Raw genomic sequence first — 20,531 nt, 5'->3', positions numbered from 1 at the left:
CCGGCCCGGTCACGTGATCACCGGAGATTCGAAGAGCCATCGGCCGACGGTGCGGCTGCGGCGTGTGCGGTGATCTCGATGCGCATGCCCTCCGCTGCGAGGGCTGCGACGGCCACGCAGCACCGGGCCGGCACCGGCTGAGGGATCCGTGCCGCATAGACCTCGTCGAACACCTCGCGATCCGTCATGTCCGTGAGGTAGATGGTCAGATGGAGCAGCCGGGACATTGAACTACCCGCAGTCTGGAGGCTTTCTGACAGGTTGTGGAACACCTGCTCGGTCTGGCGTCTGATGTCGCCGAGTTCCAGGGAGCCGTCGCTGCGGTCGGGAATTTGCGTGGTGAAGATGACCCCCGCGTAGGACACGGCGTCGGCCGAGAGCACGGTGTCGGGCTCATCCGAGGGCGTCGGGATGCGCGTGATGGCGCTGCTTGTCATGGTGGTCCTTCATCGGGGCAGCCTGGTGTGGGCATGGACCCATCGACCAGGGGGTTGATCGCGAGGTGACCTACGCGGGATGGGGCGCGGTGTCGATCGACCGTTCATCGCCGTGATCCCGTGAGCCGTGGTGAGCCGGGCTGTGCTGCTGTGGTGAGTGTGCCGTTGAGGGCGAGTGTGCCGGGGCCGACGTCGGCGAGGCTCGTCGCGCCGGTGAACGCGAGTGCGGTGGCGAGTTCGTCCGTGAGGATGTCGAGGATTGCGGCGGCGCCACGTTGGCCGGACTGGACTGCGCCGTACACGGCGGGCCGGCCGATCAGGCAGGCTGTGGCGCCGAGGGCGCGCATCTTGACGATGTCGCTGCCACGCCGGATCCCGCTGTCGACGAGTATGTCGGCCTGATCGCCGACCGTCTCTGCGATCGCCGGAAGAGCCGAGAACGTGGACGGCTGGGCATCGAACTGACGGCCCCCGTGATTGGAGATGTAGATGCCGTCGACGCCTGCGTCGATGGCGAGTTGGGCGTCGGCCGGGCTCATGATGCCCTTGACGACGAGCTTGCCGGGCCAGCGTTCGCGGATGCTGCGAACGTCGTCCCAGGTGACGCGGTCGTTGTCGGCCTCCATGAACTCGCCCATCTCCTGGATGGTCATCGGGCGGCCTTCGGTGGACTGATCACCGAAGGTGATCTTCGGCCCGAAGAGAAAGTTGCTGACCCAGCGGGGTTTCCGGACGGCGTTGAGCACTCCGCGGACCGACGGACGGGCGCGCATCGTGAAGCCGTTGTGCAGGTCGCGTTCGCGCTTGCTGGACACCGATACGTCGCCGGCGATCACCAGGACGTCGACTCCGGCGTCAGCGGCACGTTCAAGGTGCTGGTCGACGAGGCGTGGGTCGCCCCACAGGGCGGCCTGGCACCACACCGAGCCCGGCGCGGCCGCGGCCACGTCCTTGAGCGGAGTGCCGGACCATGCGCTGTGCACAAAGACGGTGCCGGCGGCTTGAGCGGCCCGGGCCAGGTGGATGTCGGCCTGCGGGTGGAACAGGGAGAGCAGGCCCATCGGCGCGATGAGTACGGGAGTTCGCAGCCGGTGGCCGAGGACACTGGTGCTCAGATCGATGCCGGAGACGTCGCGCATGATGCGCTGTTGCAGGGGCAACCCGGCCAGGTCGGCGGTGTTGCTCGCAAGAGTCTGTTCGTCGAGCGCGCCGCCCTCGAGGAAGTCGTAGACGATGTGGGGCAGGCGCTTGCGTGCGGCCTTGCGGTAGTCGCTGACGTTGATTCGCTTGGGCATCGTGTTACTCCGTGGGGGCTTCGGCGGAGAGTGCTGCCGCCGGTACGTCCGTTACGTGGGACATGAACGCGGTGACGTGTTCATCGGTGGTCGACCTGAACTGGCTCGGGGGAGCGTCGTAGACGACGGTGCCGTCTGCCATGAGCACGATGCGGTCGGCGACCTCCAGCGCGAAATGCACTTCGTGGGTGACGATGACCATCGTGATGCCGGTGTGCGCCAGTGCGCGGATCACCCGCAGGACTTCGCCGACCAGCTGCGGATCGAGTGCCGAGGTGGGTTCGTCGAACAGCATCAGCCGGGGGTGCATCGCGAGCGCGCGGGCGATCGCCACACGCTGTTGCTGACCGCCGGACAGCTGGCGGGGATAGGTGGCGGCGTGGTCGCCGAGACCCACCTGAGCCAGGAGATCGCGCGCCTCGGCCTCGGCTTCCTCGCGTCGGAGCCCGAGCACTTTGCGCGGGCCGAGCGTGATGTTGTCCAGCGCCGTGAGGTGGCCGAACAGGTTGAAGTGCTGGAAGACCATGCCGATCCCGCGGCGCTGGCGGCACAGCTCGGCTTCGCGGATCTCGTGCAGGTGGTTGCCGCGCCGTTCGTAGCCGACGAGTTGGCCTTCCACGCTGATGGTGCCCGCGTCCACCGGTTCGAGGTGGGACACGCACCGCATGAGCGTGGACTTCCCGGCCCCTGAGGAACCGAGGACGCACACCACCTGCCCCAGGTCGACGTCGAGCGTCACATCGCGCAGAACGCTGACACCGCCGTAGGCCTTCTTGACATGCTGGACGGAGAGCATGGCGGTCATGAAGCGCGCCTTCCGATGGTTCGGGTGAGTTGGCCGGTGTGCGCAAGCAGTCGGCTCGTCCAGCTCTTGGGGCGCACGCGCAGCACGACCTGGAGGCGGCGTTCGAGGTAGCCCTGGCCGATCGACGCGAGGGTCGACATCGCCAGGTACCACAGGCTGGCCACGATCAGCAGCTCGACGGTGAGGAAGTTGACCGCGTAGATGTGCTGCGATGCGGTGAGCAGTTCCTGCGCGGCGATGACGCTGACCAGCGAAGTGCTCTTGAGCATGTTGATCAGTTCGTTTCCCGTGGGCGGGATGATGGTGCGAAGCGCCTGGGGCAGGATCACGTACCGCATCGCCTTGCCTCGGGACATGCCGATCGCGCCGGCCGCGTCGTGTTGCCCTTGCTCGACGGAGATGAGGCCGCCACGCACGATCTCGGCCATGTAGGCGGCCTCGTTGAGGCCGAGCGCGATGATCGCGGCGGTGACCGGGGTGATGAGGGAGTTCGTCGGGCTGCTGAATCCCAGTGAGGTGAAGGGGATGTGCAGTGAGACGGTGGGGAAGACCAGGGCCAGGTTGTACCAGAGAATGATCTGGATCAGCGCAGGTGTGCCCCGGAAGATCCACAGGTAGGCGGCGCCGGCTACGCGGAGTACGGGGTTGTCCGAGCCTCGCATCACGGCCAGGACGATGCCGCCGATGACACCGATCCCCTGCGCTGCCACAGTGAGGACGACCGTAAGGCGGATGCCGGTCAGGATCGAGTCTTCGGTGAGGTAGTGGCCGACCTCGTTCCACCTGATGTTCGGCGTGCCTGCCAGTGCGTACACGAGCCCTGTGCAGAGGCCGAGCACCACGATCGCCGACACCCACCGCCATGGATGACGGCGCCGGATCACTCGCAGCGTGCCGGCTCCGTCCTTGATGTCCGGCGCCCGTGTGCCGGTCCGGGTCGCTGTGGAGACGGCCATGTCAGCCCTCCTTCCGTGTTCCCGCATTGAGGGTCGCCTTCGTGAGCAGGGAGCTGCCGGTGATGCCGTAGCGGGCGCAGATCCTGGCGTACGTGCCGTCGGCGATGAGTGAGTTCAGTGCCTTCATGACGGCCTCGGACAGGGAACGGTTGGTCTTGCCGACCACGAAGCCGTACAGGAATGCGGGAGTGGCCTTGTCGAGAACCATGGTGTAGCGGCCGGCCTGGGTGGCTGTGAGGTGTTCAGCCACCACACGGTCGTCGAGCACCATGTCGATGCGCCCGCTCTGCAGTGCAACGACGGCGTTGGAATCGGATGGGTAGACGCGCGAGGTGACTGCGGCTTTGCCGGCCTTCGTGCAACGGGCCGAGAGGGTCCGAGCCACCTCGACCGTGGCCGAGCCGTTCTCGACTCCCACGGTCTTTCCGCACACCGCAGCGGCGTCCGGGTACTTCGCCTTGTTCGCGGAGGGAACGACGCCGGCGATACCGCCCTCAAGCATGTCGACGAAGTCGACCTGCTTCCGGCGCTGAACGAAGTCCCCGAACGAGGAGGCCAGTACGTCGTACCGGCCGGCGCTCAACGAAGGAATCAGGCTGTCCCATGACGCGTTGGTGAACTGGGCCTTCAGCCCCAGCCTGACTGCGACAGCCCGCATCAGGTCGATGTCGATACCGGTGAACGTGGAGTTGTCCGGCTTCATGTACTCCATCGGCACGAACGGCACGTTCGTGCCTACACGCAGGACACCGCTTTGACGAATCGATGCCGGAATGCCTTGTGCGGCCGACGTCGAACCACCTGGGCCGGCACTCTTGGCCGGTCCGGCACCGCATGCCGTGAGCGTCGCCGTGGCCGTGACCAACAGGCCCGCCAACAGTCGCCGCAAGGATCTGTTCATGAGTTGTTCCTATGGCTCGGGTGTTGCTGTGGCCACAAAAGTAGGAGCCATCCCGCCCAGGAGCCATGGAGCTGACTCCAAGCATCACGCCATCCAGTAGTGCCCAGCTCCAAGCATCGCCATAGGGTGCTGTGCCATGAGGAAGGCTTCGTCCACGAAGGTGGACCCGTGCGGACCGACGCTGTCTGAACTCGTCGAGCGCGTCGGTGACGACGCGTGGCTCGTGCACCGCGCCCAGGATGAGCGTGTGCAATCGATTGTGTTGCGTGAGCCGGGCCGGCTCGAAGAGCGGATCCCGCCCCACGCCGTGCTGCTCGCCGTGGGGTACCGCAACGGTGACCCGGCGTTCGCCGATTTCGTCGCGCGAGCAGGTGAGGCGCGCGCCGCGGGGGTCATCGCCAAACCTGCGAGCATCGACGCCGTCGAGTTCGGTGCGCTGGGTCGCCTGCACGACGTCACAACGGTGCTCGCGCGCGATTCCAGCGACTGGCTGCAGCTGGCCTCACTTCTCAAGAGCGCAGCCGCGCTCTCGGCCACGGATTCCATCGCCGGAGCACGGCTGGGCGATCTCTTCACCTTTGCGAACGCCGTTGCCTCCATGACCGGCGGTGCCACCAGCATCGTCGACCCCACCGGCCGCGTCCTCGGCTTCTCCAACCTGCCCGGGCAACCCATCGACCAGCAACGCCGCGACGCCACACTGCTGATGAGCGAGATCGACTCACCCGCGACCGACCCCGACTACCGGACGGTCTACGCACGCACCGGGTGCCTGTACGTGCCGGGCGGCACCGGTGTGTTCGGACGAGTGGCCGCCGCCGTGCGCAGCGACGGAGAAATCCTGGGCACGATCTGGGTCATCGCCGACGCCAAGGACGCTCGAGCAAAGGCAACCGCCGTGCTACCGGGACTGCTGGACACGGCCGCGCTTCACCTCCACCATGCACGGGCCGAGCTGGACCTGCGGCGCACACGGCAGGCCAATCTGCTCTCAGCTCTGGTACGGGCGCCCGACGAGTCCCTCGCAGCCGCGCTTCCGTTCGACATCTCACAACGGCGCTGGTTCGTCCTGGCCATGCTGGCACCGACGTCCGGCGACTCCGCGAGCGCGCCCAGGGACCGGCTCGTCCGCCGCCTCTCGGCGTGGCTCCACATCATTCATCCAAGTGCGCTCCTCGCCGAGGTCGACGCCCACCTCGTCATACTCTTCAGCGGCAGCGCCGAGCACGACTGGGTTCAGACGGAGCGAAGTCTCGAAGACTTCTTCCAAGGTGCGCACCCGAACGTTGGGTCCATGACTGTCATCGCCGGATCCCGGCTCGGCAACGTGGGCGATATCAGCGCCGAGTTCAAACAGATGCAGACCTTGGCCGGGCTACTGCGGGCGCAGGTGGTCACCCTCCGACCCGGTGCGTACGTAGTCCATCTGACACATCATCACCACCACGTCGACCTCGCGGAAATGGCCGGCATCAGACGCAATACAGACCCCCGGCAGCCGGCTGTCCTCCGCCGCATCGAGGAGCTGGACAAGCAGTCGGGAACGGACTACTTCCGGACCCTCCAGGTCTACGTGGACAACAACCGCAACATCGCCGCAACCGCCGCGGCACTGGGCGTCCACCCCAACACCGCCCGATACAGGGTGGAAAAGATCCAGGCGACGTTCAACCTCGACCTGGCCGACCTCGACACGTTCACCTGGCTCGTCCTCCACTGCCGCTACCTTTCGCGCTCGACCGCAGGGGCCAGGCCTGCGAACTGAGGGCCGCCGGCGGGCGGCGTTGACCGCCGTGACCGGCGGCAGCCGGGGCGGGAGCGTTCGGCCACTGCCGGGGCCGCTCGCTGGCGCCGTGCGCATTCCCTTGACCACCTACCGACTGGACGGTATGCCTAGGGCCGCAAGGGACTGCCCGGGAAGATCCTCAAGAAGGAGCTGCGCTGATGGCCATGGTGGAGACCGTGCGGGGACCGGTGGATTCGGCTGCGTTGGAGCGCACCTACATGCACGAGCACATATTCGTGCTGAGCCCGGACGTGCAGCAGAACTACCCCCGGGAGTGGGGCGACGAGGACACCCGGGTCACCGACGCGGTGGACAAGCTCGGTGCGCTCCGCGCCCAGGGCGTCCGCACCGTCGTCGACCCCACGGTGATCGGCCTGGGCCGCTACATTCCGCGGATCCAGCGCGTCGCCGAGCAGGTGCCCGACCTCAACATCGTTGTGGCGACGGGCTGTTACACGTACGAAGATGTGCCGTTCTTCTTCCATCACCGCGGTCCGGCGTTGAACGAAGCCGCGGGGATGGAGGTGCCCGACCCGATGGTGGACATGTTCGTCGGCGACATCGAGGACGGCATCGCCGGCACCGGCGTCAAGGCCGGGCTGCTCAAGTGTGCCATCGACGAGCCGGGCCTCACACCCGGTGTGGAGCGGGTGATGCGTGCGGTGGCCGAGGCACATCTGCGCACCGGCACCCCGATCACCGTGCACACCCATCCGGGAACGCGCACGGGGCTGGAGGTCAAGCGTGTGCTGTGCGACGAGGAGGGTGTGGACCCGAGCCGCATCGTGCTCGGGCACAGCGGTGACACCACCGATGTGGACCACCTCAGCGAACTGGCCGAAGCCGGGTTCGTGCTCGGGATGGACCGGTTCGGGATCAATCTCGAGACCACCTTCGAGGCCCGGGCCGAGACGGTGGTGGAGATGTGCCGACGGGGGTACGCCGACCGGATGGTGCTCTCGCAGGACGCCTCCTGCTACATCGACTGGATCGACCCGGCCGTCATGCCGCTGCTCCCGCAGTGGCACTACCTGCACATCCAGGACGAGGTGCTGCCCTATCTCGAACGGCGCGGGGTCACCGAGGAGCAGGTCGACACCATGCTCGTCGACGTACCCCGCCGCTACTTCGAGGCCGACGCGAAGGGGTAGAAGCCGACGCGAAGGGGTTGAAGGGGCAGCCGTCAGCCCATCGTCCTGGCCCCGTCGAGGGACTCGCGGATGATGTCGGCGTGGCCGCAGTGCTGAGCGGTCTCGGCGACGATGTGCATCAGTACCCGTCGGGCCGACCACCGCCCGCCCGGCTCGGACCAAGGGGCCTCCGGCAGCGGCCACGTGACGTCCAGGTCGGGCAGCGCGGCGACCACATCGTCGGTTCGGCGGGCTTGCTCGGCGTAGACCGCCAGTACACCGTCCAGGGTCTCACCGGGCAGCATCCGGAATCCCTCGGCCCGACGGGCCCAGTCGGCCTCGGTCATGGCCATGTAGTCGACCTTGTGGGAAGGGCCGTTGAGGATGAAGTCCACCCAGCCCCGCTCCACCTCGGTGACGTGCTTGACGAGACCGCCCACGCACAGTTCGCTCGCGGTGGTCCGCATCCCGGCCTGCTCGTCGGTGAGGTCGCGGGCCGTGAAGCGCAGGAAGTTCCGCTGCTTGTCCAGGGCCTCCAGCCACTCGGCACGCTCGCCGGTGACGGCCGGGGCCCCTGCCTGGTCCTGGGTGTCCAGCTTGTTGGCAGCCATGGTCTACGCCTCCACGTGGTTCTGTTCCGTCGGACAAAAGCCACGCTATGCGGCATCGAGGTCAGGACCCGTCCTAGATCAGCCCATGGTGGGTAGAAACCACGCCGAAACCCCTCGACCCAGTGACGCGTAAGCCCCGGGCAGCCGCAGTGCGACTGGTCCGGGGCTTCAGGCATCAGGCATCACGCGCCACGCGTCAGGCGAGCTCCACCAGCAGGTCGCCGCCCTCCACCTGCTGGATCGCGTTGATGGCGAGCCGGGACACCGTGCCACCCTTCGGAGCAGTGATGGACGCCTCCATCTTCATCGCCTCGATCGTGGCCACCGTCGCACCGGCCTCCACCGCGTCGCCCTCGGCCACCGCCAGCGTGACCACACCGGCGAACGGCGCCGCGACATGGTTCGAGTTGGTCTTGTCCGCCTTCTCGGTCACCGGGATGTCGGACGCCACGGAGTGGTCCCGGATCTGGATCGGCCGCAGTTGACCGTTCAGGGTGGCCATCACGGTGCGTACACCGCGTTCGTCCGCCTCACCGATGGCCTCCAGCTCGATGAGCAGCCGGACGCCGGGTTCCAGGTCCACGGCGTACTCGCGCCCGGGGCTGATGCCGTAGAAGAAGTCCTTGCTCGCCAGCACGCTGGTGTCGCCGTACGCCTGCCGGTGGCTCTCGAAGTCCTTGGTCGGGCCGGGGAACAGCAACTGGTTCAGCGTCGCCCGCCGGTCCTTCGCAAGCCCGGCGCGCTCCTCGGCGGACAGCTCACGCATCGGCTCGGGGCCGGCGCGTCCCTGCAGCGCCTTGGTGCGGAACGGTTCCGGCCACCCGCCGGGCGGCAGGCCGAGCTCGCCGTGCAGGAATCCGATGACCGAGGCCGGGAGGTCGAAGGTGTTCGGCTCGGCCTCGAAGTCCTTCGGCGACACCCCGGCCCCCACCAGATGCAGGGCCAGGTCACCGACCACCTTGGACGAGGGCGTGACCTTCACGAGGTGGCCGAGGATCCGGTCGGCGGCTGCGTACATCGCCTCGATGTCCTCGAAACGGTCGCCGAGCCCTAGGGCGATGGCCTGCGTCCGGAGATTGGAGAGCTGGCCGCCGGGGATCTCGTGGTGGTACACGCGTCCGGTCGGTGAGGACAGGCCCGCCTCGAACGGCGCGTAGATCTTGCGCACGCTCTCCCAGTACGGCTCCAGATCGCAGACGGCCTGAAGATCCAGGCCGGTCGGCCGTTCCGAGTGATTGGTGGCGGCGACGATCGCCGAAAGGGACGGCTGCGAGGTGGTGCCCGCCATCGACGCCACCGCCCCGTCCACCGCGTCCGCGCCGGCCTGGATCGCCGCGAGATAGGTGGCCAGCTGACCGCCCGCGGTGTCGTGCGTGTGGATGTGCACGGGGAGATCGAACTCCCTGCGCAGCGCGGAGACCAGCTTCGCCGCCGCGGGCGCGCGCAGCAGCCCCGCCATGTCCTTGACCGCGAGCACATGGGCGCCCGCGTCCACGATCTGCTCGGCGAGACGCAGGTAGTAGTCGAGCGTGTAGAGCTTCTCCGCCGGGTCGGACAGGTCGGAGGTGTAGCAGAGGGCGACCTCCGCGACCGCCGAGCCGGTCTCGCGTACGGCGTCGATCGCGGGCCGCATCTGGTTGACGTCGTTGAGCGCGTCGAAGATCCGGAAGATGTCGATCCCGGTCGCGGCGGCCTCTTCCACGAAGGCGTGGGTCACCTCGGTGGGGTACGGCGTGTAGCCGACGGTGTTACGGCCGCGCAGCAGCATCTGGAGACAGATGTTGGGCACGGCCGCGCGCAGTTCGGCGAGCCGGTCCCACGGGTCCTCGGCGAGGAAGCGCAGCGCGACGTCGTAGGTCGCGCCGCCCCAGCACTCCAGCGAAAGGAGCTCCGGCACCGTCTGTGCCACGGCCGGCGCCGCGGCGAGGAGGTCCTTGGTGCGGACCCGGGTGGCGAGCAGCGACTGATGCGCGTCCCGGAACGTGGTGTCGGTGACGCCGATGGTGGGGGAGGCGCGCAGCCATCGGGCGAAGCCCTCGGGGCCGAGCTCGGTCAGCTTCTGCTTGGAGCCGGCGGGCGGTTCGCGGTCGGGCAGCGGCGGCAGCTTGGTGGCGGCATCGATCAGATGAGGCCGCTCGCCGTGCGGCTTGTTGACCGTGACGTCGGCGAGGTAGGTGAGCAACTTCGAGCCACGGTCGGCCGAGTGACGCGCCGTCAGCAGATGGGGCCGCTTCTCGATGAACGAGGTGGTGACGCGTCCGGCGGCGAAGTCGGGATCGTCGAGAACCGCCTGGAGGAAGGGGATGTTCGTCGACACACCGCGGATGCGGAACTCGGCGACGGCGCGCCGGGCCCGGCCGACCGCGGTCTCGAAGTCCCGTCCCCGGCAGGTCAGCTTGACCAGCATCGAGTCGAAGTGGGCGCTGATCTCCGTACCGGCATGGGTGGTGCCGCCGTCCAGCCGGATGCCGGAGCCGCCCGGCGAACGGTAGGCACTGATCTTGCCGGTGTCAGGGCGGAAGCCGTTGGCCGGGTCCTCCGTGGTGATCCGGCATTGCAGCGCGGCGCCGTGGAGACGGACGGTGTCCTGCGACAGACCGAGGTCTTCCAGTGTCTCGCCGGCGGCGATCCGCAGCTGCGCCTGGACGAGGTCCACGTCGGTGACTTCCTCGGTCACCGTGTGCTCGACCTGGATCCGCGGGTTCATCTCGATGAACACGTGCTGTCCGGCGGGGTCGAGGAGGAACTCCACCGTGCCCGCGTTGCGGTAGCCGATCTGCCGGGCGAACTTCACGGCGTCGGCGCAGATCCGCTCACGCACCTCGGGGTCGAGATTCGGCGCGGGGGCCAGCTCGATCACCTTCTGGTGGCGGCGCTGCAAGGAGCAGTCGCGCTCGAAGAGATGGATGACCCGGCCCTCGCCGTCGGCGAGGATCTGTACCTCGATGTGCCGGGGCTCGACGACGGCCTTCTCCAGGAAGACGGTCGGGTCGCCGAACGCCGACTCGGCCTCGCGGGCCGCCGCCTCGATCGACTCCCGCAGCGTCGTCGCGTCCTCGACGCGCCGCATGCCGCGCCCGCCGCCACCGGCGACGGCCTTGACGAAGACCGGGAAGCCGAGGTCGTCGGCCGCCCGCACCAGCTCGTCGACATCGGTGGAGGGCTGCGAGGAACCAAGGACCGGGACGCCGGCCTCGCGGGCCGCGGCCACGGCACGGGCCTTGTTCCCCGTCAGCTCCAGCGTCTGCGCGCTCGGCCCGACGAACGTGATGCCGGAACGCTCGCACGCGAGCGCCAGCTCGGGGTTCTCGGACAGGAAGCCGTACCCGGGATAGATGGCATCGGCGCCCGCCTTGCGCGCCGCACGGATGATTTCCTCGACGGAGAGATAGGCGCGCACGGGGTGCCCGGCCTCGCCGATCTCGTAGGCTTCATCGGCCTTCATCCGGTGCAGCGAGTTGCGGTCCTCGTGAGGGAACACCGCGACGGTTCGAGCCCCCAGCTCAAAGCCGGCGCGGAACGCCCGGATCGCGATCTCTCCGCGGTTGGCAACGAGCACCTTACGGAACATGCGCATGTCCTTCCGTCGCCCGGAATGGGCGAACTGTCGGGTTGCGGGGCGTCACGCTCCCGGATCATGCCACCTCTGCACTCCTGGCATCCAGGTGCACTACGTCACACGCCGTAGTGCCGGGCGGCGGCGACGTCAGGACCGGTCAACGCTGAAACGGTCGATTCTGCCTTTGAGTTGGCCCAGGAGGGGATCACCGATATTTCCGCCCGCCGCGATATGAACGGTTAGTGAGCTGTTCACATGAAGACATCACGAGGGGCGCACGGAATGGGCACACGAGTGTGAGGTGTTCGACAGTGAAGCGGATCCCAGGCTCGAGCATTTAGGTAAGTTGCCGATTACCTGGCCATATTTGGGATATTGCGAGGGCGCTGTAACGCGACGGCGGTTGATTGACGCAGAGTTGTACGGGCCCGTGCGACGCCTTGTGTGCGTGGTGCGGCAGGCGATTGTCCTGAGAGGGATTCAGGGGCGTTGTCCGCCCCTGTCTCGGCCTGCAGAGCGACGCGTCAGATTGGATTCCCGTGAGCAATACCGACCCGATGGCCGGCCCCCACCCCTACGACCAGTACCAGCAGCCTCCGCAGCCGCCGCGACGCCCGGAGCGGCGCGAGGGCGGCGCTCGACGGGCGGGTCTGGTCATCCACACCATCGCCGACATAGCCGCCGCATTCCTTGGTCTGTGGATTCTGCTCTACCTGCTCGAAGCCAACGAGGGCAACGTCTTCGTCGGGTTCGTACACGGAACGGCCGACTGGCTGGCCTGGTGGTCACAAGACGTTTTCACCATGGACACAGAAGGCCTTCGCGTTCTCCTCAATTACGGTCTGCCGGCAGTGATTTACCTGCTGATCGGTCATGGGATCGCCGCGCGGCTCAACCGCGTGTGACCGCGATCAAGCTCCATGAAGGACGACAGATACCGAGAAGGGCCAGCCCTGTGAATCTCAACTCAACCGGAATCGACCATCTGCCGGTCTACGACAGCCTGGTACGTGAACGCGGTGATGTCGTGGCAGAGGCGCGCTCGGTGGCGGAAACGGCGCTGTACCAGGCGGCCTATGCGCTCAGCGGTCACGGCCAGCCGGCGCCCGGTCCGGCCGAACGCCCTGCCGGGGCGGAGGGGCGCGCCGGCGGCGCCTGAGGGGTGAAGACATCGGCGCGCCCCTGACTCGGCTCAGCTCAGGTCGGCTCAGCTCAGCTCAGATCGGGTCGGCTTGGGTCAGCTCACGAACTCCCTGTCGCCGTAGTGCACTTGGGCCTTCTGCCAGTCGACGCCGAGCTTCGCTGCGAACTCCCGGGCCAGTGGCAGGTCGGCGAGCGGGGCGATGAGGATGAGCCGGCCGTCGACGGTGACCGAGCCGCCGCCGAGTTTGTCGCGGGCCACCGGGTCCGCGACCAGCTCGTCATGCAGTCGGCTCGCGCTGACGCCGGGCGCCTCGATTTCGAGCGCGTCGGTTTCCGGCGAAGTCCGCGGCAGGCAGCGGAAGGTGAGCACGGACTCCTGGTGGTACGTCTTGGCGATGACGCCGGCCATGTGGTTCAGCCCGTCGCGACTGACCCTGTTGATGTCGAACTCGCGTGAGCGCTCGTACGTGGCCTGCTTGAGGTCGCCGGACCAGAAGACGCCCTGCAGGAGCTTCGATGTGACGGGCGTGGACCCGTGGGCACGGATGATTCCGCGTACTTCGTGGTCGAAGCGTGTCAGGTGGGTGTGGAGTCTGGGGTCGGCGGGGTCGGTGATGACCGCGGTGTTGCTGGTGGCGAAGAGCTCCGCCGTCGGACAATCGGCCGCAGCGGAGGTCGCGGCCGGCGAGCTTCCGGCGCCGGTGAGTCCCAGTGCCAGGGCGGCGACGGCTGCAGCCATGAGGCGCAGCTGCCGCCGCGCGATGGTGATCTTCATGGGTTGATCAACGACATGGGCCGGGCTTCGTTGCGGCAGTTGCCCGATCACGCCCCTTGCCCGATCACGCCGGGGCGCGGGCTCTACGGCGCAGGGTGTGCCTGCTCAGGTGTCGTACGACGTAGCCGCCGGACCAGGTAGATACCCGCGGTCGAGACCAGGACCGCCATGACCGCGATGAACACCAGCCCGGCACCTTCCAGGCCGATCGGGCCCGTCAGCACTCCGACACCGATGACCGGTACGGAGATGCCCGCGTACGCCACCACGAACAGCGTCGAGATCACTGACGCGCGCTGGTCCGGGGGAGACGCCTCGGCCACCGCGGCGAGTGCGGCACGGAACGCCAGCCCTTGCCCCGTGCCGCCGACGAGCGCGCTCAGCACCACCAGGAGCAGCAGGTCCCAGCGCAGTGCGCCCGCGAGCAACGCCAGACCGGCGAGGAGCGTGGCACAGCCCAGCGGCAGGGATCGCGCCATCCCGACCCGGGTGACCGCCAGTTGGCCCACGGTCGAGGCGAAGAAGGCGAGTGCCACGACCAGACCGCTCACGGCGTGGTTGTCCACGTTCAGGGACTCGGCGAGGAACGCCGGACTGACCGCGGTGAACACCCCGAACAGCGCGAAACCCACGAATGACGCGATGGCGGCAGGCCCGAACACCGGCCTCACCTGAGGGGGAAGGCTGGGCCGCTGAGGTCGTACGGTGCTCAGCGGCCGCCGCGCGCCCACGGTCTCCGGCAGCCACAGCAGGACGGCGGCCGAGCCGGCCACCAGTACGAGGTGTACGGCGAAGGGCAGGTACAGCGGCCAGTCGGCGTACTGGGCGAGCAGTCCGGCGAGCAGCGGACCGCACCCCAGTCCGCCCATGTTGGCGGCGGTCGCCATGAAGGTGGCCCGGGAGCCACCGCCGCGCGGTGCCAACTCGATCACGTACACGGTGGCGGCCCCGGTGAACAACCCGGCGGCAAATCCCGAGAGCAGGCGACCGGCATACAGCCAGCCCAGCCCCGTGGCACTCAGGAAGCAGACGGCGCTGGCCGCCGCGAACCCCAGGCCCCACAGCAGGACGGGCCGCCGGCCCACGGCGTCCGAGGCGTTGCCGGCCAGCAGCAGCACACCGATGACCCCGAAGGCGTACACGGCGTACACGACGGTCACCGTCAGCTCGGAGAACCCGAACTTGTTCTGATAGAGCCCGTAAAGCGGCGTCGGCAGGGTGGTGCCGGCCATACACACGGCAAACACCGCGCCGGCGAGAGAGCACTTACGCCATGCTCGGCGATCACCGTCCATGGCGTCGACAGTAGTTCCGCCTCCCCGCCCGGCATCGCTACGGCGTGGCCGACGCGCCGCGGGCAGGTCTGGCACGCCGGCTCGGTGAAAGCGGCTCTCTCCGGTGGCCCCGTCGTGACGTGGTGCGCCGATACGGCACGGTGCGCGCTCCCCGACCCTGGCGGGAACATCTGAATGGTGGTTCACTTCTTTCATGGCCTACCGCAAGACCCCAGCCGAAATCAGCCGGCTCCAAGCCGCAAGAGAGCGCCTCATTTCCTGCGCCACCTCGGTCGTGGCCGAAGTGGGCTGGTCACAGGCATCCGTGACCGCCGTCGCCGACTCGGCCGGCATCGCGGCAGGCTCCGTGTATCAGCACTTCCCGTCCAAGGCGGCCCTCGCCGTGGAGGTGTTCCGGCGCGCCGCGGGACGCGAGGTCGACGTCCTGGACGAGGTGCTGCACGGTCCGGGCGACCCCGTCGAACGGCTCCGCCGCGGCGTCGAGGTCTTCGCCCGCCGCGCCCTGGAGAACCGCGGCCTCGCCTACGCCCTGCTCGCGGCCCCCGCCGAACCCGCGGTCGGCGCCGAACGGCTCGACTTCCGCCGCCGCTACCGCGCGCTGTGGGCCGAGGTGGTGCGCGAGGGCGCGGCGACGGGCCAACTGCCCCCGCAGAACGCCGAGATCACCGCGGCCGCCTTGACCGGAGCCATCGGCGAAGTGCTCGTCGACCCGCTCGGCACACCCGACGAGAACGCCACCGAGGAACTCCTCACCGACCTCACCGCCGCGGCGCTGCGCTGCGCGGGCGCCCCGACCGCCTGATTCCACCGCTCCTCAGAGGAGGCAGCAATGCCCAGCAACCCCACCGCCGTGACGCACGAAGTGACCAACCAGGCACCGCCGTTGACCGGTCACGACATCGCCGACGACGCGGTCCTCGTCGAGGGCGTGCGCCGCGAGGGCGCCGCATGGTCTCTCGACGACCTCCACCGGATCGGCCGCCGTGCGGGCAGCGAGGAGGTGCAGCGCTGGGCCGAAGAGGCCAACCGCTACGAGCCGGTGCTGCGCACCCACGACCGCTACGGCAACCGCATCGACGAGGTCGACTTCCACCCCTCGTACCACGCCCTCATGGACGTGGCGGTCGGCGAGGGCCTGGCGGGCACCGCCTGGGCGGACGAACGGCCGGGCGCCCATGTGGCGCGTGCCGCCGCCTTCATGGTGTGGAGCAGCACCGAGGCCGGGCACGGCTGCCCCGTCTCCATGACGTACGCCGTGGTCCCCGCCCTGCGCCACGCCCCCGACCTGGCGAAGATCTACGAACCCCTGCTCACGAGCCGTGTCTACGAACGCGGTCTGCACACCCCGGGCGAGAAGCGGGGTCTGCTCGCCGGCATGGGGATGACGGAGAAGCAGGGCGGCACCGACGTGCGCGCGAACACGACCTCCGCCGTCGAACAGGCCGACGGGACCTGGCGGCTGCGCGGGCACAAGTGGTTCACCAGCGCTCCGATGAACGACCTGTTCCTGGTGCTCGCGCAGGCTCCTGGCGGCCTTTCCTGCTTCCTGGTCCCGCGCGTCCTGCCCGACGGCAGCCGCAACACCTTCCGCATTCAGCGGCTCAAGGACAAGCTCGGCAACCGCTCCAACGCGTCCAGCGAGCCCGAGTTCGACGACACCGTGGCCTGGCTCGTCGGGGCCGAGGGCAAGGGTGTGCGCACCATCATCGACATGGTGACGATGACGCGGCTCGACTGTGTCCTGGGCTCCGCCGCGGGCACCCGCGCCGCTCTCGCCCAGGCCGCCCATCACGCCTGCCATCGCTCGGTGTTCGGCGCCAAGCTCATCGACCAGCCACTGATGCGCAACGTGCTCGCGGATCTGAGCGTCGAGTCCGAGGCGGCCACGACCCTGGCCCTGCGTCTGGCCGGCGCCGCCGACCGCGCTCAGCGCGGCGAAGACGGGGAGCGCGCCTTCCTGCGCCTGGCGACGGCGGTCGGCAAGTACTGGGTGTGCAAGCGACAGCCCGTCGCCGTGGCCGAGGCCCTGGAATGCCTCGGGGGCAACGGATATGACGAAGCATCAGGCATGCCGCGGCTGTACCGCGACGCCCCGCTCAACGGCATCTGGGAGGGCTCCGGCAACGTCAACGCCCTGGACATGCTGCGGGCACTGGCCCGTGAGCCCGAGTCCCTGGCGGCGTTCCGTACGGAGATCGAGGCGGCGGCGGGCGGCGACCGGCGACTCGACGCGGCCTGGCAGGAGTTGCAGGGCGAACTCGTCCTGACCGAGGATGCGCCGCTGCGGGCCCGCCGGGTCATCGAGCGAGCGGCCCTCGTGCTGCAGGGTTCGCTCCTGGTCCGGCATGCGCCGTCCGCCGTCGCGGACGCGTTCTGCGCGTCGCGGCTCGCCGGGGACCGTGGGCTCGCCTTCGGGACCCTGCCGCCGGGGACGGACTTCACGGCGCTGCTGGAGCGACTGCCAGCCTGACCGTTGCCTCCACGTCGTGGCAGGCCGGAATGCGTGAATTGGTGTGGGTGCCCCGTACCGACGCCCTCCGGCCCGATGGAAGCACCCCTTCCCCTTGCGGTTAAGGTAAGCCTTGCCTAATTAATCACGGGGAGAGCTGGAGGTGTGCCGTCGTGCGCGCTGGTGGTGTGAAGGTCGTGCTGGCCGCGGCGGTCGTCGGAGGGCTCCTGGCGGGTTGTTCCTCGTCCGGAGGCGGGAGCGAGGCGACGAAGAAGGGTGGCGAGGGGCGCAAAAACGCCGTCGCGGGTGCAGCGGACGGGAAGGGCCCCCTCGCCGCACCGAGTGCCCTGCCCGACGGCATGGCGAGCGACGTGAAGGACGGCGTCTTTCCGCGCACCGTCAGCCACTACAAGGGCAAGTCGGCACTGAAGCGGGCTCCGCAGCGCATCGCCGTACTGTCCACCGGGCAGCTCGACGACCTGCTCACCCTCGGGACCGTGCCGATCGCCGCCACGCGTGCCGACAACGCGGGCCTCGTACCCGACTACCTCGCAGACGCCTTCCCGGAGGACAAGAAGAGGCTCGGGGTCATGACCGACGCGGGCACGCGGACCGCGCCCAACCTGGAGTCCCTGGCCCGTGCGAAGCCGGACCTGATCCTGGCCAACTCCTCGCTCGGCGACCTGTATCCCAAGCTCTCCGCCATCGCCCCCACCGTCGTCACCAAGGGGCAGGGGATCAACTGGAAGAGCGACCTCCTGCTCGTAGGTGCCGCCATCGGCAAGCAGGAGAAGGCGCAGCAGCTGCTCGACGGCTTCGCCGCCGACACCAAGGAGCAGGGCGCCGAGGCCAAGGGTGCCGAGGTGTCCATGGTGCGGTTCTCGCCGGGTCGTACGCGGATGTTCGGGGTGTCGTCCTTCACCGGTTCCATCGCCGTCGACATGGGGCTCACCCGCCCCGAGTCCCAGCAGTTCAGGGCCATTTCGCAGGACATCGGGGCCGAGCGCATCGACACGGCGGACGGGGACTGGATCTTCTACTCGGTGCAGGGCAAGGCGGCCAAGACCGATGCGGTGAACGTGCTCGCCGGGCCGCTGTGGAAGTCGATGCGGGGTGTCAAGGCCAAGCGTGCCGTGCAGGTCGACGACGACCCCTGGTACCTGAACGCCGGCCCCACCGCCGCCCGGCTCGTCCTCGACGAGCTCTCCGAGCACCTCGGCTGAGACGTGCCCGTGCCCGATTCCGCCCCCACCGTGCGACGCCTGGCCTGGCCCGCGGTCGCGCTCACCGCCACCGTCGCCGTGGTCGCGCTCAGCCTGGCCGTCGGGTCGCGCCCCATACCGCTGAGCACCGTCGTCGACGCGCTGGTGCACTCGGCGACCGGTCCCGACGCCCTCGTCGTACGTTCCCTGCGTGTGCCCCGCACAGCCGTCGGTCTCGCCGCGGGCGCCGGGCTCGGCCTCGCGGGCGCGGCGCTCCAAGGGGTGACGCGCAACCCGCTCGCCGATCCCGGCATCCTCGGGCTCAGCCAAGGAGCGGCGGCCGGCGTGGTGCTGGCACTCGCGACCGGGCGCGCGGACGGCTTCTCCGGCTATGTGTGGTGGGCCTTCGGCGGCGCGGTCGTCGCCGCGTTCCTCATCTACGTGATCGCCGCGCGCGGCCGGGGCGGGGCGAGCCCCGTCAAACTGGCGCTGGCCGGTACGGCGTTCTCGGCGATGATCGCCGGCGGTACGACGGTGGCGCTGACGTCGAGTTCGGCGACGCTCGACCAGTTCCGGTTCTGGCAGGTCGGCGCGATCGACGGGCGGGACGCGGACACCGTCGTGCAGATGCTGCCGTTCCTCGGCGCGGGGGCGCTGCTCGTCCTGTGCTGTGCGCGTGGCCTCGACGGGCTTGCCCTCGGTGACGACACGGCCCGCGCGCTCGGGCACCGGGTTCACCGGGTGCGGATCGCGGCGGCGCTCGGAGCGACGCTACTGACGGCCGCCGCGGTGGCCGCGTCCGGACCCATCGCGTTCGTCGGCCTCGCCGTACCCCACCTGGCCCGGCGGCTGGTGAACGGCGGACACCGCTGGACGCTTCCGCTGTCGGCGCTGCTGGGTGCCTGTCTGCTGGTCGGTGCCGATGTGGCGGGGCGCGTGGTGCGGCCCCCGGGCGAGGTGCCGGCCGGAGTGATGACGGCGCTCGTCGGAGTGCCGGTGCTGATCTGGCTCGTGCGGGGCCGCCGGACAGTGGGGGAGGAGTGAGCGTGGGACCGTCGACCTGGGCCGCAGATACGCCGTCCGCGCGTCCTGGGCCCCCCGGACCGCACTCCTCCTATCCCCGGTCCGCGGGGCTGCGCGTTCTGCGCGCACGCGGCAACTCCCTTCTCTGGCACCGGCGTTCCGCAGTCGTGGCGGCCGGGCTGTGCCTCCTGCTCGCCGCGGTGATGACCCTCGCCGCCTGTGCCGGGCAGGGCTGGGTCTCCCCGGCGGAAGTGCTCCACATCCTGCGCGGCGGCAAGGGGCCGGACGCCCTCGTCGTACGTGAACTGCGCGTGCCGCGGATCGTCCTCGGGGCGCTCGTGGGGCTCGCGCTCGGGGCGGCCGGGGCGCTGGTGCAGTCCGTGACCCGCAATCCGCTGGCCTCACCCGACGTCATCGGGGTCGGTCACGGGGCTGCCGCCGCCACGGTCCTCGCACTCGCGACGGGGATCGTCTCGTCCCCGGGCGCACTGCCCGTCGTCTCCGTGGCAGGGGGGATCGCTGCCGCCGCCCTCGTGTGGGCCGTCGCGTGGCGGGGCGGGATGCGGTCGAGCCGCTTCGTGCTGACGGGAGTCGGCGTAGGGGTCGCGCTCTCCGCCGTGGTCCAGCTCTATCTCACCGACAGCGAGCTGGAGCAGGCCGAGATCGTCAAACTATGGCTGACCGGCAGCCTGAACGGGCGCGGCTGGGACCAGGCGGGGCCGCTCGGACTCGTCCTCCTGCTCAGCCTGCCGGCCCTGGTGTGGGCGAGTCGCGCCTTGCGCCCCCTCGGGCTCGGCCCGGACATGGCCGCCGCGCTCGGCTTCCGGGTGCGCCGGGCCCAGCTCGGCCTGACCGCGATCGGCGTGGTCCTCGCGGCGAGCGCGACCGGCGCCGCGGGTCCCATCGGGTTCGTCGCCCTCACGGCGCCGCAGCTCGCGCGCCTACTGACCCGCACACCCCAACTCCCACTCGTCTGCTCCGCGTTGACGGGGGCAGTGACGCTGACGGCGGCCGACCTCGCCGCCCGCCTGGTCCTCGTACCGCTCGAAGTGCCGGTGGGTGCGCTGACCGCGCTGGTCGGGGCGCCGTATCTGCTGTGGCTGCTCGGCAGGTCGCACCGCTAGTCCACGAATCTTTCGCTGTGTCATGGGAGTTGGTCCGCGG

The 20,531-nt window shown here is 69.2% G+C and carries 18 protein-coding genes; 9 read left to right on the top strand and 9 right to left on the bottom strand.

Annotated features, from left to right (window positions below; all coding sequences use genetic code 11):
- Nucleotides 1–17: 17 nt before the first annotated feature.
- The 5 genes from ACIPWY_RS36225 to ACIPWY_RS36205 all read right to left on the bottom strand — a co-directional run bounded on the left by ACIPWY_RS36225 (nt 18) and on the right by ACIPWY_RS36205 (nt 4,358).
- On the bottom strand, nt 18–437 hold the full coding sequence (locus ACIPWY_RS36225) for a RidA family protein (protein WP_362908291.1): 420 nt from the start codon (nt 435–437) through the stop codon (nt 18–20).
- 104 nt (nt 438–541) lie between these two features.
- A complete protein-coding gene (locus ACIPWY_RS36220; protein WP_393705297.1) occupies nt 542–1,732 on the bottom strand; it encodes an alpha-hydroxy acid oxidase in 1,191 nt (396 codons plus the stop codon).
- A gap of 4 nt (nt 1,733–1,736) precedes the next feature.
- Nucleotides 1,737–2,537: an amino acid ABC transporter ATP-binding protein gene (locus ACIPWY_RS36215; protein WP_393705298.1), complete on the bottom strand. Its 801-nt coding sequence runs from the start codon at nt 2,535–2,537 to the stop codon at nt 1,737–1,739.
- The gene (locus ACIPWY_RS36210) at nt 2,534–3,493 is read right to left on the bottom strand and encodes an amino acid ABC transporter permease (protein WP_393705299.1); all 960 of its coding nucleotides are present in this window, start codon (nt 3,491–3,493) and stop codon (nt 2,534–2,536) included. Before ACIPWY_RS36210 ends, ACIPWY_RS36215 begins: the two co-directional genes overlap by 4 nt.
- 1 nt (nt 3,494) lies before the next feature.
- Complete coding sequence (locus ACIPWY_RS36205) at nt 3,495–4,358, bottom strand: ABC transporter substrate-binding protein (protein ID WP_401536641.1); 864 nt, start codon at nt 4,356–4,358, stop codon at nt 3,495–3,497.
- A 172-nt stretch (nt 4,359–4,530) separates the two neighbouring features.
- Between ACIPWY_RS36205 and ACIPWY_RS36200 the strand changes: the two genes are divergently transcribed.
- Both ACIPWY_RS36200 and ACIPWY_RS36195 read left to right on the top strand, forming a co-directional pair.
- Nucleotides 4,531–6,159: a PucR family transcriptional regulator gene (locus tag ACIPWY_RS36200; RefSeq protein ID WP_393705301.1), complete on the top strand. Its 1,629-nt coding sequence runs from the start codon at nt 4,531–4,533 to the stop codon at nt 6,157–6,159.
- Nucleotides 6,160–6,338: 179 nt separating this feature from the next.
- Nucleotides 6,339–7,331 (top strand): phosphotriesterase, encoded by a 993-nt coding sequence (locus tag ACIPWY_RS36195; protein WP_393705302.1) that lies wholly within the window; start codon nt 6,339–6,341, stop codon nt 7,329–7,331.
- Between the two features lie 32 nt (nt 7,332–7,363).
- Here ACIPWY_RS36195 and ACIPWY_RS36190 read toward each other — a convergent pair whose 3' ends face one another.
- Complete coding sequence (locus ACIPWY_RS36190; protein ID WP_393705303.1) at nt 7,364–7,921, bottom strand: DinB family protein; 558 nt, start codon at nt 7,919–7,921, stop codon at nt 7,364–7,366.
- 196 nt (nt 7,922–8,117) lie between these two features.
- Nucleotides 8,118–11,492 (bottom strand): pyruvate carboxylase, encoded by a 3,375-nt coding sequence (locus ACIPWY_RS36185; RefSeq protein ID WP_393705304.1) that lies wholly within the window; start codon nt 11,490–11,492, stop codon nt 8,118–8,120.
- 527 nt (nt 11,493–12,019) lie between these two features.
- Here ACIPWY_RS36185 and ACIPWY_RS36180 point away from each other — a divergent pair.
- Together ACIPWY_RS36180 and ACIPWY_RS36175 are read left to right on the top strand one after the other, a co-directional pair.
- On the top strand, nt 12,020–12,385 hold the full coding sequence (locus tag ACIPWY_RS36180) for a hypothetical protein (RefSeq protein ID WP_362908300.1): 366 nt from the start codon (nt 12,020–12,022) through the stop codon (nt 12,383–12,385).
- A gap of 50 nt (nt 12,386–12,435) precedes the next feature.
- Entirely contained in the window at nt 12,436–12,639 is a 204-nt protein-coding gene (locus ACIPWY_RS36175) for a hypothetical protein (protein WP_362908301.1), read from the top strand.
- A gap of 78 nt (nt 12,640–12,717) precedes the next feature.
- Here ACIPWY_RS36175 and ACIPWY_RS36170 read toward each other — a convergent pair whose 3' ends face one another.
- Together ACIPWY_RS36170 and ACIPWY_RS36165 are read right to left on the bottom strand one after the other, a co-directional pair.
- Complete coding sequence (locus ACIPWY_RS36170; protein ID WP_393705305.1) at nt 12,718–13,398, bottom strand: hypothetical protein; 681 nt, start codon at nt 13,396–13,398, stop codon at nt 12,718–12,720.
- Between the two features lie 83 nt (nt 13,399–13,481).
- On the bottom strand, nt 13,482–14,693 hold the full coding sequence (locus ACIPWY_RS36165) for an MFS transporter (RefSeq protein ID WP_362908303.1): 1,212 nt from the start codon (nt 14,691–14,693) through the stop codon (nt 13,482–13,484).
- Between the two features lie 193 nt (nt 14,694–14,886).
- Between ACIPWY_RS36165 and ACIPWY_RS36160 the strand changes: the two genes are divergently transcribed.
- The 5 genes from ACIPWY_RS36160 to ACIPWY_RS36140 all read left to right on the top strand — a co-directional run bounded on the left by ACIPWY_RS36160 (nt 14,887) and on the right by ACIPWY_RS36140 (nt 20,491).
- Nucleotides 14,887–15,495, top strand: coding sequence for a TetR/AcrR family transcriptional regulator (locus ACIPWY_RS36160; RefSeq protein ID WP_362908304.1), 609 nt, complete (start codon nt 14,887–14,889; stop codon nt 15,493–15,495).
- 27 nt (nt 15,496–15,522) lie between these two features.
- Nucleotides 15,523–17,163 carry an acyl-CoA dehydrogenase family protein gene (locus tag ACIPWY_RS36155; RefSeq protein ID WP_401536637.1) on the top strand — a complete coding sequence of 547 codons (1,641 nt, stop codon included), beginning with the start codon at nt 15,523–15,525 and terminating at the stop codon, nt 17,161–17,163.
- A 152-nt stretch (nt 17,164–17,315) separates the two neighbouring features.
- A complete protein-coding gene (locus tag ACIPWY_RS36150; protein ID WP_401536635.1) occupies nt 17,316–18,365 on the top strand; it encodes an iron-siderophore ABC transporter substrate-binding protein in 1,050 nt (349 codons plus the stop codon).
- A 9-nt stretch (nt 18,366–18,374) separates the two neighbouring features.
- Nucleotides 18,375–19,388 (top strand): FecCD family ABC transporter permease, encoded by a 1,014-nt coding sequence (locus ACIPWY_RS36145; RefSeq protein ID WP_401536633.1) that lies wholly within the window; start codon nt 18,375–18,377, stop codon nt 19,386–19,388.
- Nucleotides 19,385–20,491, top strand: coding sequence for a FecCD family ABC transporter permease (locus tag ACIPWY_RS36140; RefSeq protein WP_401536631.1), 1,107 nt, complete (start codon nt 19,385–19,387; stop codon nt 20,489–20,491). Before ACIPWY_RS36145 ends, ACIPWY_RS36140 begins: the two co-directional genes overlap by 4 nt.
- The last annotated feature ends 40 nt before the right edge of the window (nt 20,492–20,531 follow it).

Origin of the sequence: Streptomyces sp. NPDC090032 (genome assembly GCF_044748025.1) — a bacterium.
In the GTDB taxonomy this organism is placed as follows: domain Bacteria; phylum Actinomycetota; class Actinomycetes; order Streptomycetales; family Streptomycetaceae; genus Streptomyces.
This window is presented reverse-complemented; position numbering and strand designations above follow the sequence as displayed.